The sequence below is a fragment of the Blautia sp. OM07-19 genome (genome assembly GCF_003481595.1).
Classification (GTDB): Bacteria; Bacillota; Clostridia; order Lachnospirales; family Lachnospiraceae; genus Blautia_A; species Blautia_A intestinihominis.
The window spans coordinates 1-15,985 of record NZ_QULA01000001.1; the positions used below are offsets into that span (position 1 = coordinate 1).

Here is a 15,985-nt window from a genome sequence, read left to right on the forward strand (position 1 = left end):
AGCATTTATGAAATTAGCAGGATAATTTTGTGCATTTTTTCAAATTTGCTCATTTATAGATATATGCTTGAAAAGCAAATCAAATAACATTTGTTGGTTTTGAACTAGCCTCTATAAGTTCCAGTAAAATATTTTTATTTTAAATACACGGATTAAAAGGGAAACCGGTCGAATTCCGGTACGATCCCGTCACTGTGATAGGGAGTTGCGAAACATAATCCACTGGAGTGGCAGTCGCCAGTCTGGGAAGGAGTTTCGGAGCAAAGATCTTAAGTCAGGAGACCTGCTTATGGATGATCAGATATGATTCTTACGGTAGATAGGAAACATTGTTTTTTTTGTGCAAACGTCCGTATTATGTTGTTTACGGATGTTTTTTTCTGCGCTTTTATTCAAAGGTGTATTTCCCCTGCCATTTTTAAAATTGAATCTGATCCAGTTAAAGTCGCTGATACTGTGAACGAAGTAAACAGTAACAAAACCTCTACAATGTAGGAAGGAGAAACAATGTCAAAAAAACAATTTGGAAAAAGGCTTCTGCAGATCCTGATCGTTCTGATCGGTGTAAGTTTCTTTACATTTGGACTTACTTACCTTTCACCAGGTGACCCGGCGGAGATCATGCTGACAGAGTGTGGTAACCTGCCGACACCGGAACTTCTCGAACAGACGAGACATGAACTGGGCCTTGACCAGCCGTTTCTGGTGCAGTACGGTTCCTGGGTAAAAGGAGTACTTACCGGAGACATGGGAACTTCATATGCATTTAAAGTTCCTGTAACTGAGAAACTGATGAAATGTTTTTGGCCGACCCTTCAGATGTCGCTCTTCGCGCTTCTTCTGATGATCCTGTTCTCCATACCATGCGGAATCCTCTCCGCGGTATATCAGAACAAGTGGCCGGATTATCTGATCCGCGGAATCACGTTTTTCGGGGTATCTATCCCGAGCTTCTGGATCGGCCTGATTCTTCTGAGCATCTTTGGAGTGCAGCTTCGCTGGATCAACGTAGCAGGAGGTACGACTGATTTCAAGGCAATGATCCTGCCGTCTGTGACACTGGCGCTTTCCATGTCTGCAAAATATACCAGACAGGTACGAAACGCAGTGCTGGAAGAACTCAGACAGGATTATGTCATTGGAGCCAGAATGAGAGGGATCAAAGAAAGCGTGATCCTCTGGAGACATGTACTTCCAAACGCAATGCTTCCTATTGTAACACTTCTTGGTCTTTCCCTCGGCTCTCTGCTCGGAGGAACAGCAGTTGTTGAGATCATTTACAACTGGCCTGGAATGGGAAGCATGGCGATCAAGGCGATCGCCTGTCGTGACTACCCGATGGTACAGGCATACGTACTTATGATCGCGATCATGTACATGGTCATCAATATCATCGTTGACCTGTCCTATACTTATCTGGACCCAAGAATAAAGGAGGTTAAGTAAATTGAAGAAACAGAAATTTTTCCTGGCTCACAAACAGTTTACCTTATTCTTTATTCTGGCTCTCGCTGTTGTAGGCGTGGCAGTTTTTGCCCCGTGGATCGCACCGAAGGATCCTCTGGAAGCAGTGATGATCGATTCACTCAAAGCCCCGTGTGCGGAATACCCTCTTGGCGCTGATAAACTCGGACGTGATCTTCTTTCCCGTGTGATCTATGGTACCAGAACTTCACTGGTGTCTACCCTGATCCTTGTGGCAACGATTTTTGTTGTAGGTACTTTCCTTGGAATCATTGCCGGATATTTTGGCGGCTGGATCGATCAGGTGATCATGCGAATCGCAGATATGATGATCTCTTTCCCGGGAATGATCCTGGCTATCGCAATTGCAGGTATGCTCGGACCAAGCCTTCGTAACGGAGTTATCGCGATCACAGCGGTAAGCTGGACAAAATACGCACGTCTGGCAAGAAGTATGGTTTTGAAAGTAAAACGTAATCTGTATGTGGAAGCCGCGATCGTAAACGGCACAAGCACATTCAAAATCTTATGGAAACATATTCTCCCGAACATGCTGACGATCATGACTGTAACAGCAGCGGCAGATATGGGAACCATGATGCTTGAACTTGCATCTCTTTCTTTCCTGGGATTCGGAGCCGTGGCACCGACACCGGAATGGGGACTGATGCTGAATGAAGGAAGAACTTATATGGCAAAAGCACCGTGGCTTATGATCGCACCGGGTATCGCCATCGTAATCGTAGTAATCGTATTTAACATGCTCGGCGACAGTATCCGTGATATTCTTGACCCGAGACAGGACTAACACAGATACCAGGGTGAAAAGAGCTGAATCCACATGAGCTTGCTCATAAGTGGATGAAGAATCTTGGAACCCGCCCCGATATGAGCATAAAAGTGGGATGATAATCCCGCGATATGCGAAGAGAGGGTAGAATTGCGAAAGTTACTTGGTAACGGAGCAATTCGTAGGTATCGTAAACTACCGAAAAATAAAGGAGAAAAATATATGAAAAACAGAATCGCAAAAAAAGTCTGTGCAGCAGCACTTGCAGGTCTCATGACAATGGCACTCGTTCCAACATCCGTATTTGCAGCAGGAACAATGACGATCGGTGTAACAAGCTTCGCTGATACACTGGAGCCGACAGAGCAGTACTTCAGCTGGGTTATCTCCCGTTACGGCGTTGGCCAGGGTCTTACCAGGTTTGATGAAGAAGGAAACATGGTACCATGTCTTGCAACAGAGTGGACCAACAGTGAAGATGGAAAAACATGGACATTTACGATTCGTGAGGGCGTTAAATTCTCAAACGGTAACGATATGACACCAGAGCTTGTAAAAGCATCTCTGGAGCGTACCATCGAAATGTCAAACCGTGTACCGGAGTTCTTTGATATTGACAGCATTGAAGTTGATGGACAGAACATCATATTCAACCTGAACAGAGCAAACGCAAACATGGCAGGATGTCTGGCAGACCCGCTGTTCCTGATCATGGACACCAGCATTGACAACTCCAACATCGCAATGGAAGGACCAGTTTGTACAGGACCGTATGCATTCCAGTCTTTTGACCCGTCAGGTGATACCGTTGTTGTACGCAACGAGTACTACTGGGATGGAGATGTTCCGAATGACAGCGTAACTCTTCGTATCATTGGCGACCAGACAACACGTTCCATGGCTCTTCAGTCCGGTGAGATCGATGTTGCTTACAACTTAAAGACAGAGAACGTTTTTGAATTTGACGGAAATGACAACTACAACATCCAGTCCCTGGAATCCCTTCGTTCTACTTATGCATTCATGAACCAGAACGGAGCACTCGGAGATCTGGCACTTCGTCAGGCAGTTCTTCGTGGACTTGACAAAGAAACTTACACAAGCGTTCTGCTTGAGGGCGGCGCAACACCAGGAAAAGCACCGGTACCGCCGACACTGGATTATGGCTATGATGATCTGAACGATGAGAACGCTTACGATCCGGATGGAGCAAAACAGGTTCTTGAAGATGCAGGATACAAAGATGTAGATGGTGACGGATATGTAGAAGATCCGGACGGAAACCCGGTAGAACTTACTTTTGTATACTATGACAGCCGTGCAGAACTCGGTGTATATGCACAGGCAGCACAGGCAAGCCTCAAAGAGATCGGAATCAACATCAAACTTGACTGCGTATCTTACGAGACACTTCTTGACCGCCGTGATTCCTCTCAGTACGATCTCCTGATCTGGAACGTACTCGTTGCAAACACAGGTGACCCGGAAAACTACCTTCGTGAGAACTGGTACAGCACATCTGCAAACAACACAGCAGGATATGCAAATGAAGATGTAGACAAATGGCTGGATGAGCTGGCAGAAACAATCGATACAGATGCAAGAAAAGAACTGATTGTAAAGATCCAGCAGGCGATCATGGACGATGCAGCTACTGTATTCTTCGGATATGAAAACACATTCCTTATCTCCAAAGCAAGCGTAGAAGGACTTGTAATGTATCCAATGGATTACTACTGGGTAACTGCTGACATGCAGATGGCTGAATAATAAAGGAGACTGTAAGAATGCTGGAAATTAAAGATCTGGCTGTACAGTATGGACATCATGATCCTACGATCGAGCATTTTAACCTTTCCATGAAAAAGGGTGAGATCATCAGTGTTGTAGGTGAGAGCGGAAGCGGTAAGACCACAGTGATCCGTGCCGTTCTGGGGGCTCTCCCCGGAGCGGGACAGGTTACTTCAGGAGATATCCTCTTTCACGGGGAATCTCTTCTGAAAAATTCCAAAAGCGACTGGAGAAAGATCCGTGGCAGCAAGATGTCAATGATCTTCCAGGACTGTGGCGGAACCCTGAACCCGATTCGTAAGATTGGCAGCCAATATGTAGAATATATTTGTACACATGAGGCTATGGCAAAAAAAGATGCCTGGCAGAGAGCAGTCACCATGCTTTCCAAAATGAGACTTCCGGATGCGGAAAACATCATGAACAGTTATCCGTATCAGTTATCCGGAGGTATGCGCCAGCGTGTCGGAATTGCTATGGCGATGACTTTTAACCCGGAACTTCTTCTGGCAGATGAGCCGACAAGTGCTCTGGACGTAACAACACAGGCACAGATCGTCCGTCAGATGATGGAGCTCCGCGATGATTTCGGAACAGGGATCATCATTGTTACACATAATATCGGAGTAGCAGCTTATATGGCAGATCAGCTGATCGTTATGCACCACGGCAAGGTGGTAGACCACGGAACCAGAGAAGAGGTCCTGAATAACCCGACCAGCGATTACACAAAGAAACTGCTTGATGCAGTTCCGGAAATGGAGGGAAAACGATATGTCTGAAAATCATGAGATCGTCATGCAGGCAAAGCATATTGTAAAACAGTTCCCTGCTTCCCGCGGAAGAACCCTGACTGCCTGCAATGATATCAACCTGACCATGTATAAAGGAAAGACTCTCGGGATCGTAGGAGAGAGTGGATGCGGTAAATCTACATTTGTCCGCATGGTGACTTTCCTGGAAAAACCGACCAGCGGTGAGATTCTTTATCACGGCAAAAACATCACAGGGCTTTCAAAGAAAGAAACCTGGGAAAACCGCCAGAACCTTCAGATGGTCTTCCAGGATCCGATGGCATCTTTTAACCCGAAGATGAAGATCAGGGATATTCTGACAGAGCCTCTGATGAACTACAAAAAGATCAAAAGAAACGAAAGAGATGCAAAAGCAAGAGAACTTCTCCGCATGGTAGAACTTCCGGAAGAGTTTGTAGACCGTTATCCGCACAACATGAGTGGTGGACAGCGTCAGAGGATCAGTATCGCAAGAGCACTTTCTCTGGAACCGGAGATCCTGGTCTGTGATGAAGCAACTTCTGCACTGGATGTTTCCGTACAGGAGTCTGTCATCGAGCTTCTGGTACGTCTGCAGAAAGAAAAAAATATCTGCATGATCTTTATCTGCCATGACCTGGCGCTGATCCGTTCTTTCGCGCATCAGATCGCAGTCATGTACCTGGGACATATCGTGGAAACGATTCCGGGCGAAGATGTTTCAGGAAATGCAGAACATCCATATACCAAAGCACTTGTCGGAGCACAGTTCTCTGTTCATATGGATCCAGCCAAAAAGATTGAAAGCATTGAAAGCGAAGCACCAAGTCCGCTCGATGTACCGGTAGGCTGCCCGTTCCAGAACCGCTGTGAACACTGTACGGAACAGTGCAAAAAAGAAATGCCGGAATTAAAAGAAATTGCACCGGGTCATGAAGTTGCCTGCTTTTATGTAGAAAATATCACAAAATAAACAGAAGGAGGCAAGTAGATGAAGAGAAGAATACTCACTCTGATGATGAGTGCGGCACTTATTGCCGGCACTCAGAGCACTGTATGGGCCGATGTGGAAGACTACTCAGACGGAGATGTTCATACGATCGGTGTAGTTGTATATGATCCGGACTCTGCGGAGATGGAAATGTTTGCGGACTATTACCGTGATTACATCCAGGAAGGTTTTCCTGTAAAATTTATTTTTTCAGGAAAAATTGCAGATTCTGAGGAAGAAAAGACATTTATTGAAGAAGCCAAAGCAGAAGGTGCAGAGGGGATCATTTCTTTTGCCGGATATGCAGATGGGCTTACAAACGTTATCAAAACCTGTGAAGAAGAGGAAATCTACTATGCACTGGGTTCCAATACGGTAAGCGATGAGAACTATGAGGTCATCAAAGATAATCCATGGTACATGGGAAGCGTCGGACCGGATCTTGAGACCGTTTATCAGGCCGGCTGCGACATGACAGAGTTTTTTCTGGATAAAGATGCCAGAAACATCGTGCTCATGTCAGGCGGTGCATCTTCTGGAAACAGACTTCATCAGGTAAGAACCTGGGGAATGCTGAACACTCTGGAAGAAAAAGCGGGACTTGTACTTGATGAAGATGCAGAAAAACTTTCTGCAACAGATAAAGTGACCGAACTCACAGACAAGGACGGAAATTTACACGTTACGATCTGCCCGGGATATACCGAGGGTGGAGAGGGACTTGACAATCTGGAGACCGCATTTGCGGAAGGCACCTGTGATACGCTTATGAGTGCGTTCCATGTATCTGCCTATCTGGACAAGATCTCCGATAAGGAAAAAGATCAGGACAGCAACATCATGGTCGGCGCGATCGACAGCTTTTCTGAGCAGAATTTTGAAATCTTCAAAGAAAAAGATTCTTTTGGAAATGCACCGATCGACTATGTACGCGGCAAATACGCTTCCATGGCAGGCCCGGCCTTCGCAATGATCTACAACGCGATCACCGGAACTCCGGATGTAGTCCGGGAAAACGGTGAGGCAGTACGCCTGTACCAGAATCTCTGGACTGCGAAGTCTGAGGAAGAATATGTTGAACTGTATGGGTATGCGACGGGGATTTATGAGAATGCGTATAGTTGTGATGACCTTATGCAGGTCATCGGGCAGTTTGATGTGGATGCGGATCCGCAGGGCTTTAAGGAGTTGACGGAAGCGTCTGATGTGGAGAGTGTGAAGGAGAGAATTTTTTCCAATTAAAAAATTGGGTAAAAGGGATGGAGTTTTTTGGCTCCATTCCTTTTTTTATCCCTTAAATTCGTGGGATTTATTTGCTTGGGAGCAGAGAAAACCGCCAGCCTCCTCTGCGGTCTTCTTAGTCTACCAGACAAAATAAAAGAAAAAATAGAAAGCAAATATCAAAAAAATGAAACAAACCTTTCATTTTTTGCAACGTTTTTATAAAACCATAAAAACCACCCCATTTTTTTGAGTCTTTTGTCAATGGAATTTTCAAATGAAGTCGGCTACAATAAGGACAGTTGAAAGATACGTAAAGAAACAACGAAATCAATATTGTAGAAGAATCAGGAGGAAATAACAATGAAAGTTGGATTTATTGGTCTTGGAATCATGGGAAAACCGATGTGCAAAAACCTCATGAAAGCAGGTTACGAAATGGTTGTAACCACACATAATAAAGAAACCCTCAAAGAAATGGAAGCACTCGGAGCCAAAACTGTAACATGCGGACGTGAAGTTGCAGAAGAAGCAGATGTGATCATCACCATGCTCCCGAACTCCCCACAGGTAAGAGAAGTTGCACTTGGCGAAGGCGGAATCATCGAGGGCGGCAAAGAAGGAAGTGTCCTGATCGACATGAGCTCCATTGATCCTACCGAGAGCAAAGCAATCTCCGCAGAGCTTGCAAAGAAAGGCATCGACATGTTGGACGCACCTGTTTCCGGTGGAGAACCGAAAGCAATCGATGGAACCATTTCTGTAATGGTTGGCGGAAAGAAAGAGACTTTTGATAAATACTATGACCTGATGATGGCTATGGCTGGTTCCGTTGTATACGTAGGACCGATCGGATCAGGAAACGTTGCAAAACTTGCAAACCAGATCATCGTTGCAGTCAACATTGCAGCAGTATCTGAAGCCCTCACCCTGGCAAAGAAAGCCGGAACAGATCCGGAGCTTGTATACCAGGCAATCCGCGGCGGACTTGCAGGATCTACAGTCCTCGATGCAAAAGCACCTATGATGATGGACAGAAACTTCAAACCGGGATTCCGTATTGAACTTCACATCAAAGACCTGAACAACGCCCTCAATGCAGGACATGCCGTAAGCGCACCGCTTCCGCTGACAGGAGAACTTATGGAGATCATGCAGGCACTCAAAGCAGACGGACACGAAAAAGAAGATCATTCCAGCATTGTAAAATTCTACGAAAAAATTGGTAATGTAACAGTTACAAGAGACTAAAATCCGGTATATAATAAGGTAAGACTTTTGCTAACCGTAAAGAAAGCCTCGACAGGTTGCCATGAGCCTGCCGGGGCTTTTTTGAGTGGAATGGAGGACCTTTTATGTCAAAAATAGCGATTTTACTTCCAAAGGAATATATGCTGGAACAGGCAAGAAATGTAATCCGGGAGGACGAACTGGATATCGACATCCTCAAAGTGATCAAGACTTCCGACTCTGTCTATGAAGCAAGACAGGCCGTAGAGCAGGGCGCGGAGGTGGTTCTTGCCCGAGGCGTGCAGGCAGCTTTTATCCGCCAGTACACAAATATTCCTGTTGCAGAACTGACACTTACAGGCCAGGAAATCGGTCTTATGATCGCCAGCGCCAAGAAAAAAGTCCCGGACAAAAAGTGCCCGCAGATCGCACTGATCGGTTTCAAAAACATGTTCAGCGATACAACTTATGCAGATGAGCTTTTTGATATCCGGCTGAAATTTTATGACATCACAGCCATTGAGCAGGCAGCAGAAAAAGTAGACCTTGCGATACAGGAAGGCGCAGATGTCCTGCTCGGCGGCGATACCGTCAATGCACTGGCGGCACAGAAAGGCATTCCGGCGCAGTTCATCGATTCCACAGAGGAGTCGATCCGTTCCGCTATCGGCGTGGCAAAAAAGATGATCCTGACTGCGGAGGCAGAGAAAAATTTTACCGCACAGTTTGAGACAGTGCTGGATAATTCCTACAACGGGATTCTGGAAATTGATGAAAACAAAGAGATCATGATCGTAAACCGTGCAGGAGAAGAACTTTTTCACAAAAAAGCTTCTCAGCTTGAAGGAACTGCCTTGGAAAAAGTGATCCCGGAACTGGAACAACGGTATATCGATGACGTTCTGAGCGGAAAAAGAGATTCATTTATGACCTCGGTCTATGTGGCTGGTGTTCCGATGATGCTCACGGCAGCGCCGATCCAGTATGAAAACAAGATTCGTGGCGCGATCATTTCACTCTATCGAAATGCTTCTGTCCGAAAAAATGATGCAGATGAGCTGCATTCCTATTACCTGAAGGGCTACGTGGCGCATGCTCATTTTTCTGATATCAGGATCACTGGTAAAGAAATGGAATACTGCGTGGAACTTTCCAAAATGTACGCCCTGTCAAAGAATCCTGTGCTGATCTGTGGAGAAGACGGAACAGATAAGGAAAAACTGGCACAGTGCATCCACAACAACAGTTCCTATAAAGCGGGGCCTTTTGTTGCAGTGAATTGCAGCGGTATGACAGAACAGATGCAGGTGGACAGGCTTTTTGGAAACCCGGATGCAGAAGACGAGAGCATGAAAAAAGGGGCACTTGCGATCAGCGATCATGGAACGATCGTAATCTCTGAAATAGAAAAACTTTCACTTCTGTGCCAGTATCGTCTGTACCGTGCGATACGGTATGATTCCCTGATCCAGAATGACCTGGAGCGAAGCCAGACGCTGGATAACCGTATCATAGCGATAACGGGAGCAGATCTTTACCAGTATGTAGAGCAGGGCAGATTCCGGCAGGATCTTTATTATCTCCTGAACAGCCTTACGGTGGAGATTCCTCCGCTTCGGAAGCGCCCGCAGGATATCCGTGCGATCGTGGAGGACTGCAGGGTAAGATTTACAAAAAGATATGCAAGATTTCCAAAAATCGCAGAGGATGCGATGGAGGCACTTGCCGGATTTGGATGGCAGGGGAATGAAATTCAACTGGAGTCGTTTTGTGAAAGACTTTTTCTGACTTCACCCAAGAAGACGATCACCAGTGACTATGTATATTTTCTTCTGGACACATTGTATCCTGTAAAAGAAAGAATTTCGGAAGATGGCACAACAGTGATCTATCAGCACCCGGAGGCCGCGCGTCTGACGGAACTTCTGGAAAAACACCAGGGAAACCGTTCTGCAGTGGCGAAGGAGCTTGGAATCAGCACAACGACGTTGTGGAGACGAATGAAAAAATATGGCGTGATAAATAAATATGATCTGACGTAAGGAGGAAACGCTATGGCGATCCATATCATGGATGCGGGGGCGGAGCTGTTTCAGAATAATCCGATGTCTGTGATCTGCTCGATCGTGTGTGACCATGAGCAGCAGTGTGCCGGTCACTGTGTACTTGGAAAGAAAGGCAATCCGGTGCATTTTTCCAGTATTGAGAACTATATTTCGGACACTTATCTGGATCGAATGAAACTTCAGATTCCAGAAGAAAAGAAAAAACCGGTGGCAGTGATCGGGGCAGGTCCGGCAGGATTGACGGTGGCGATCATTCTGGCACAGCATGGGTATAAGGTGACGATCTTTGAGCAGCAGGACAAGATCGGCGGTATCACACGTTACGGAATCCCGGAATTCCGTCTGCCGAAATCTATCCTGGATCGTCTGGAAAAGCAGATCCTTGCGATGGGTATCCGCATCCGTCCGCATACTGCGATCGGAACAGTTCTGACGATCGATGATCTTTTCCGCGACGGATATGCAAGCGTGTTTGTTGGAACAGGAGTGTGGAAAGCACGAAACCTGGGGATTCCGGGGGAATGTCTGGCGAATGTGCATTTCGGCATTGACTATCTGGAAAATCCGGCAGCATATGATCTGGGAGAAAAAGTCGCCATTATTGGAATGGGAAATGCGGCAATGGACGTTGCGCGGACAGCTCTTCGAAACGGTGCACTGCAGGTGACATTGTACGCCCGCGGAACGCATGTAGCGGCGAACTCGCATGAAATGGCGTATGCAGAGCTGGATGGCGCACAGTTTGTCTTTGGAAAAGCAATCGAGCGCATCACGGAAACCGGCCCGGTATTCAAGACTTCGGTCATTGATGAGAATAATAAAGTCGTCGGATACGAGGAAGGCGAAGACCAGGTGGAAGCAGATTCCACGATCATCGCCATCAGCCAGGGACCAAGAAACCGCCTGATCCGCACAACAGTAGGACTGGAAGGCTCCGACAAAGGTCTCCTCATCGTAGACGAAAACGAAATGACCACCAGAGAAGGCGTCTTCGCCGCAGGAGATGTCGTACACGGCTCCAAAACCGTCGTCCATGCCGTAGAACAGGCAAAGAAAGCGGCCGTGGCGATGATCGCGTATATGGAAAAAGAAAGTTGACTTTTACCAGGGAAAGACATATAATAAATAATAGCTAAGGAATGTGGTGAAATTCCAAGAGGCAAAACGAAAACCCCCAGAGTTGCCGCTCTGGGGGTTTTCTTGCTCGTTACGGTGAGCTATTCCGTTTAGGCTGTTGCTACCTATTGTCTACCGCTCAGCCATTTGCATATGTAATAGCTAATTACATTTGCTAACACGGTGACAAGAAGTGTGGTGAAAAAATCATCCAAGAGATACACCTCCTTTCTGCTGGAGGAGCGGCAGCAACATTATTATAACACAAAATCAGAACAAAATGTACAATCTGTAAAATTTAACTCCAGAATTCTTCAGCCAGGGATATGAAATCTCTGGCTGCTTTGCTGAGATAACGTTTTTTGTGGTGACATGCCATGATGTTCCAGGAGGGCTTGCCAGGGAGAGTGAAGAATCGGATCTTGTCCTCGTGTCCACGGGCATAAAAAGCAGGAATGATGCCACAGCACATTTCAGCCCCGACCATAGTGGTGATGGTTGCATTGCTGGAGGTCTCAAAGAGTACATGAGGCTTGAAACTGGCAGATTCGAAGATGTGGTCGGTCAGGTCGCGAAGCGTGGATTCTTTGTACGTGAGGACAAAAGGTTCCTCGCGTAGCGCGTAAAGGTTCAGTTCGGAAATCTCACCCTCGCGAACAGGAACAGCATTTGTCCATCCTTCCTCCGGTGGTGTGGCGATCGGATGGCGGATCGGAACGGCAGCAAAAATATCCTCGGAAGCTAAAGGAATATAACTCAGAGCAGGTTTCTGCTGTTCCGGAACAAGTGTCACGAATCCCAGATCCAACTCACCGGATATCAGGAGTTCCTGCTGTTTCTGGACACTGAGTTCCCGTGGAGTGACCTGGATATTAGGATGCAGGCGGTGAAATTTCGGATACACATTAGAAAACATGGCGATCCCACGCCCAGGCGTAAAGCCAACACTGAGCTCCCCCTGCTGGATCTTCGCGAGATCATGGATCCTGTGATAAGTATCCTTCTTAAGCAACAGCATTTCCCGTGCAGCCTTCAGATAAATCTCCCCAGCTTCCGTAGGATGCCAGTCCGTCCGCGAACGATGAAAAAGCTGCACACCGAGTTCCTTCTCAAGTTTAAGAAGCTGCTGGTTAAGCGCAGACTGCGTGATATAAAGCTTTTCCGCTGCACGGGTGATGTTGTTTTCTTCCGCGATTGCTACAATATATTGTATTTGACGTAAATCCATTGTGGGTACCTCCTTACCTCCATTCTACCCCAATTCCCTCCACATTCCAATATGTAAATTAGAAAAATTAAGAGAACTATAATTACAATGAATTTTACTTATACAACCTCCTGCGTTATAATAACCTCAACAAAGCAAAGGAGGAATCCAAAATGTCACTGCTAGTAAAAATAAACCAGTCTGACAACGTAGCCATCGCTGTTCAGCCACTGAGCGCAGGATCAGAAGTGGAAGGCATCCACATCAACCAGGACATCCCGCAGGCACACAAAGTCGCACTGGCTGACATTCCAAAAGGAAGCCCGGTCATCCGCTACGGCGTGATCCTCGGATACGCCATGAACCCGATCAAACGCGGCGATTGGATCAACGAATTCATGCTCGAACTCCCAACCCCGCCATCCGTAGATGACATGGAGTTCGGCAAAAACATCGTCACAGACCTGCCTGAACCGCCGGTAACTACCTTCGAAGGATATGCAAATCCAGACGGCGGCTACGCAGGAACCAGAAACATCCTCGGGATCAGCACCACCGTACAGTGCGTAACAGGAGTACTGAATGTCGCAGTAAAGAAAATGAAAGAAGAACTTCTTCCAAAATATCCAAACGTAGACGACATCGTCCCGATCAACCACGCATACGGCTGCGGCGTTGCCATCAACGCACCTGAGGCAAAAGTTCCGATCCGTGCACTCAGAAATCTCGCCAAACATCCAAACTTCGGCGGACAGCTCATGGTAGTCGGACTTGGCTGTGAGAAATTCACTGTACAGATGCTCCTCGATGAAGCCGATATTACACCTGAAAATGTCATTATTCTCCAGGAACAGAAAGGCTTCGATGCCATGGTTGACGCCCTCATGAAAATGGCAGACAAAAAACTCGCGATCCTCAATGAAAGAAAACGAGAAACACTTCCATTATCCAAACTCTGCATCGGTATGCAGTGCGGTGGAAGCGATGCATTCTCCGGCGTGACTGCAAACCCATCCGCAGGATATGCGGCAGACATGCTGGTAAAAGGCGGCGCAACCGTTATGTTCTCCGAAGTAACAGAAGTACGTGACGGAGTACATTACCTTGCAGAACGCTGCGTCAGCGCAGAAGTAAGAGACAAACTTGCAGCAGAAATGCGCTGGTACGATCATTACCTTGCAGAAGGAAACGTAGACAGAAGCGCTAACCCGACCCCGGGAAACAAAAAAGGCGGACTCTGCAACATCGTAGAAAAAGCCATGGGCTCCATTGCAAAATCAGGAAGCTCACCGATCGTGGAAGTACTTTCCCCGGCAGAAAAACCAACCAAACACGGTCTTATCTATGCAGCGACACCGGCAAGCGATATCGTCTGCGGTCCATGCCAGCTTGCATCAGGAATCACTCTGCAGGTATTTATGACAGGCCGCGGAACTCCATATGGACTCGCAGCAGCTCCGGTCATCAAAGTCTGTTCAAGAAATGAAATGAAAGCCATGTGGCAGGATCTGATCGATGTCAACGCCGGTCCGATCGCAACAGGCGAAGCAACGATCCAGGAAATCGGAACCCAGCTGTTCAACAAGATCATCGCAGTTGCAAGCGGCAAGGATCAGTCCTTCGCAGAGAAATACAAACTCCACAACGACCTCTGCATCTTCAACCCGGCACCGATCACCTGATATCCAGGTTTCAAAATTTCAACTGCATCTCATGCCTGCATGTGTATGCAGTTGAAATTGTAAATATCAAGCGACCCGCTTTTTTTTTACCCTAAATCGTCAAAAAACATGCATTTTACGCAATGCATGAAATAAAATGCGATTAAAATGAAACATATTATTTCAAAACCTGCAACATTAACGAAACCATAAAAATCACAAGAACCTTCTTGGGTATTCTGCGAATTGAACAAAAAGCCAGAATGTATATAATAAAATACATACAAAACAAACAAAGAAAAACATTGAGGCCGCAATGATTTCGAATATTCTAGGAGGAAGAAAAATGATACCTGTTGTAGAAAAAATGGAAGTTTTCCCGGTAGCCGGACATGACTGTATGGAATTAAACCTTTCCGGCGCACATGCACCTTACTTTACAAGAAACATCGTGATCCTGACAGATTCCAACGGAGTAGAAGGTGTTGGAGAAGTTCCGGGAGGAGAGAAGATCACAAATGCACTTGAGCAGGTAAAAGACCTGGTGATCGGAACAAGCATTGCAGATTACAAACAGACGCTCAACAAGGTTCGTAAATGGCTGGATGAAAATATCAAAGATGACGTGCGTGGCTTACAGACATTCGACCTTCGTACCGGAGTACATGTAGTAACAGCGATCGAAGCACCTCTGCTTGACCTTCTCGGAAAATTCCTTGATGTGCCGGCAGCAGCTCTGATGGGTGATGGAATTCAGAGAGAAAGAGTACAGTTCTTAAGCTACCTCTTCTACATTGGAGACCGCAAAAAAACAGATCTTCCGTACGAAGAAGAACCAGATGCAGAATGCGACTGGTACCGTCTCCGTCACGAAGAAGCCCTTACACCAGAAGCAATCGTAGCACTTGCAAAAGCGACCCATGAAAAATACGGCTTCGTAGATTTCAAGCTTAAAGGCGGCGTACTTGCACCGAAGGAAGAACTCAAAGCAGTTCAGGCGATCAAAAAAGCATTCCCGGATGCAAGAGTTGATCTCGATCCGAACGGCTGCTGGAGCCTCAAAGAAGCACTGGAGATTGCTCCACAGCTCAAAGAATGTCTTGCTTACTGTGAAGACCCATGCGGCGCAGAAAACGGATTCTCCGGACGTGAAGTTATGGCAGAGTTCAGACAGCTCTCCGGAATGCCGACAGCAACCAACATGATCAACACAGACTGGCGCCAGATGCATCACTGCCTGTCCCTGCAGAGCGTAGATATTCCGCTTGCAGACCCGCATTTCTGGACTATGAACGGTTCCGTTCGAGTAGGTCAGATGTGCAACGATTTCGGCATGATGTGGGGATGTCATTCCAATAATCACTTCGATGTCAGCCTTGCAATGGTCGTACAGTGTGCAGCAGCAATCCCAGGAAAGATGAACGGAATCGACACACACTGGATCTGGCAGGAAGGACGCGAGCGTCTCACAAAACAGCCGATGAAAATCGTTGACGGATGCATTGATCTTCCGAAAAAAGGTGGACTTGGAATCGAAGTTGACCGCGAACAGGTTTTCAAAGCACACAAACTTTACATGGACAACTGTCTGGGAGCACGTGACGATGCAAAAGGCATGCAGTATCTGATCCCGGGATGGAAATTCGATAACAAGCGTCCGTGTCTCGTAAGATAA

Annotated in this window: 12 protein-coding genes, 1 pseudogene and 1 riboswitch; of the genes and pseudogenes, 11 read left to right on the forward strand and 2 right to left on the reverse strand. The window is 46.6% G+C overall.

Annotation, left to right across the window (positions count from 1 at the left end; genetic code table 11):
- Positions 1-98 precede the first annotated feature (98 nt).
- A riboswitch (cobalamin riboswitch) is annotated at positions 99-305 on the forward strand.
- A gap of 202 nt (positions 306-507) precedes the next feature.
- Together nikB and nikC are read left to right on the forward strand one after the other, a co-directional pair.
- Positions 508-1,446, forward strand: coding sequence for a nickel ABC transporter permease (gene nikB, locus DXC01_RS00005; protein WP_022215725.1), 939 nt, complete (start codon positions 508-510; stop codon positions 1,444-1,446).
- Between the two features lies 1 nt (position 1,447).
- Positions 1,448-2,272, forward strand: a complete 825-nt coding sequence (gene nikC / locus DXC01_RS00010) for a nickel transporter permease (RefSeq protein ID WP_118697944.1) — start codon at positions 1,448-1,450, stop codon at positions 2,270-2,272.
- Here nikC and DXC01_RS21400 read toward each other — a convergent pair.
- Positions 2,269-2,474: pseudogene (locus tag DXC01_RS21400) on the reverse strand (hypothetical protein). The gene nikC and the pseudogene DXC01_RS21400 sit on opposite strands and share 4 nt — an antisense overlap.
- Positions 2,475-2,476: 2 nt before the next feature.
- Here DXC01_RS21400 and DXC01_RS00015 point away from each other — a divergent pair.
- From DXC01_RS00015 to DXC01_RS00045, 7 genes are all read left to right on the forward strand, one after another.
- Entirely contained in the window at positions 2,477-4,024 is a 1,548-nt protein-coding gene (locus DXC01_RS00015; protein WP_022215727.1) for an ABC transporter substrate-binding protein, read from the forward strand.
- 17 nt (positions 4,025-4,041) lie between these two features.
- A complete protein-coding gene (locus tag DXC01_RS00020) occupies positions 4,042-4,827 on the forward strand; it encodes an ABC transporter ATP-binding protein (protein ID WP_022215728.1) in 786 nt (261 codons plus the stop codon).
- Positions 4,820-5,791, forward strand: a complete 972-nt coding sequence (locus DXC01_RS00025; RefSeq protein ID WP_022215729.1) for an ABC transporter ATP-binding protein — start codon at positions 4,820-4,822, stop codon at positions 5,789-5,791. The genes DXC01_RS00020 and DXC01_RS00025 overlap by 8 nt, the downstream gene beginning before the upstream one ends.
- An 18-nt stretch (positions 5,792-5,809) precedes the next feature.
- Complete coding sequence (locus DXC01_RS00030; RefSeq protein WP_118697945.1) at positions 5,810-7,051, forward strand: hypothetical protein; 1,242 nt, start codon at positions 5,810-5,812, stop codon at positions 7,049-7,051.
- Between the two features lie 342 nt (positions 7,052-7,393).
- On the forward strand, positions 7,394-8,281 hold the full coding sequence (gene garR, locus DXC01_RS00035) for a 2-hydroxy-3-oxopropionate reductase (protein ID WP_022215731.1): 888 nt from the start codon (positions 7,394-7,396) through the stop codon (positions 8,279-8,281).
- Positions 8,282-8,385: 104 nt separating this feature from the next.
- The gene (locus DXC01_RS00040; protein WP_118697946.1) at positions 8,386-10,302 is read left to right on the forward strand and encodes a sigma 54-interacting transcriptional regulator; all 1,917 of its coding nucleotides are present in this window, start codon (positions 8,386-8,388) and stop codon (positions 10,300-10,302) included.
- Positions 10,303-10,314: 12 nt separating this feature from the next.
- The gene (locus DXC01_RS00045) at positions 10,315-11,424 is read left to right on the forward strand and encodes an FAD-dependent oxidoreductase (protein WP_118697947.1); all 1,110 of its coding nucleotides are present in this window, start codon (positions 10,315-10,317) and stop codon (positions 11,422-11,424) included.
- A gap of 316 nt (positions 11,425-11,740) precedes the next feature.
- On the opposite strand, the gene DXC01_RS00050 is transcribed toward DXC01_RS00045, so the two are convergent.
- The gene (locus DXC01_RS00050) at positions 11,741-12,670 is read right to left on the reverse strand and encodes a LysR family transcriptional regulator (RefSeq protein ID WP_022215734.1); all 930 of its coding nucleotides are present in this window, start codon (positions 12,668-12,670) and stop codon (positions 11,741-11,743) included.
- Positions 12,671-12,822: 152 nt separating this feature from the next.
- Here DXC01_RS00050 and garD point away from each other — a divergent pair, with 152 nt between their 5' ends.
- Both garD and DXC01_RS00060 read left to right on the forward strand, forming a co-directional pair.
- Complete coding sequence (gene garD / locus DXC01_RS00055; RefSeq protein ID WP_118252047.1) at positions 12,823-14,331, forward strand: galactarate dehydratase; 1,509 nt, start codon at positions 12,823-12,825, stop codon at positions 14,329-14,331.
- Between the two features lie 325 nt (positions 14,332-14,656).
- Positions 14,657-15,985 (forward strand): enolase C-terminal domain-like protein, encoded by a 1,329-nt coding sequence (locus tag DXC01_RS00060; RefSeq protein ID WP_118697948.1) that lies wholly within the window; start codon positions 14,657-14,659, stop codon positions 15,983-15,985.

Coding starts and splice junctions, on each gene's coding strand:
- nikB (WP_022215725.1), top strand. CDS start 508: ATGTCAAAAAAACAATTTGGAAAAAGGCTTCTGCAGATCCTGATCGTT.
- DXC01_RS00015 (WP_022215727.1), top strand. CDS start 2,477: ATGAAAAACAGAATCGCAAAAAAAGTCTGTGCAGCAGCACTTGCAGGT.
- DXC01_RS00020 (WP_022215728.1), top strand. CDS start 4,042: ATGCTGGAAATTAAAGATCTGGCTGTACAGTATGGACATCATGATCCT.
- DXC01_RS00025 (WP_022215729.1), top strand. CDS start 4,820: ATGTCTGAAAATCATGAGATCGTCATGCAGGCAAAGCATATTGTAAAA.
- DXC01_RS00030 (WP_118697945.1), top strand. CDS start 5,810: ATGAAGAGAAGAATACTCACTCTGATGATGAGTGCGGCACTTATTGCC.
- garR (WP_022215731.1), top strand. CDS start 7,394: ATGAAAGTTGGATTTATTGGTCTTGGAATCATGGGAAAACCGATGTGC.
- DXC01_RS00040 (WP_118697946.1), top strand. CDS start 8,386: ATGTCAAAAATAGCGATTTTACTTCCAAAGGAATATATGCTGGAACAG.
- DXC01_RS00045 (WP_118697947.1), top strand. CDS start 10,315: ATGGCGATCCATATCATGGATGCGGGGGCGGAGCTGTTTCAGAATAAT.
- DXC01_RS00050 (WP_022215734.1), bottom strand. CDS start 12,670: ATGGATTTACGTCAAATACAATATATTGTAGCAATCGCGGAAGAAAAC.
- garD (WP_118252047.1), top strand. CDS start 12,823: ATGTCACTGCTAGTAAAAATAAACCAGTCTGACAACGTAGCCATCGCT.
- DXC01_RS00060 (WP_118697948.1), top strand. CDS start 14,657: ATGATACCTGTTGTAGAAAAAATGGAAGTTTTCCCGGTAGCCGGACAT.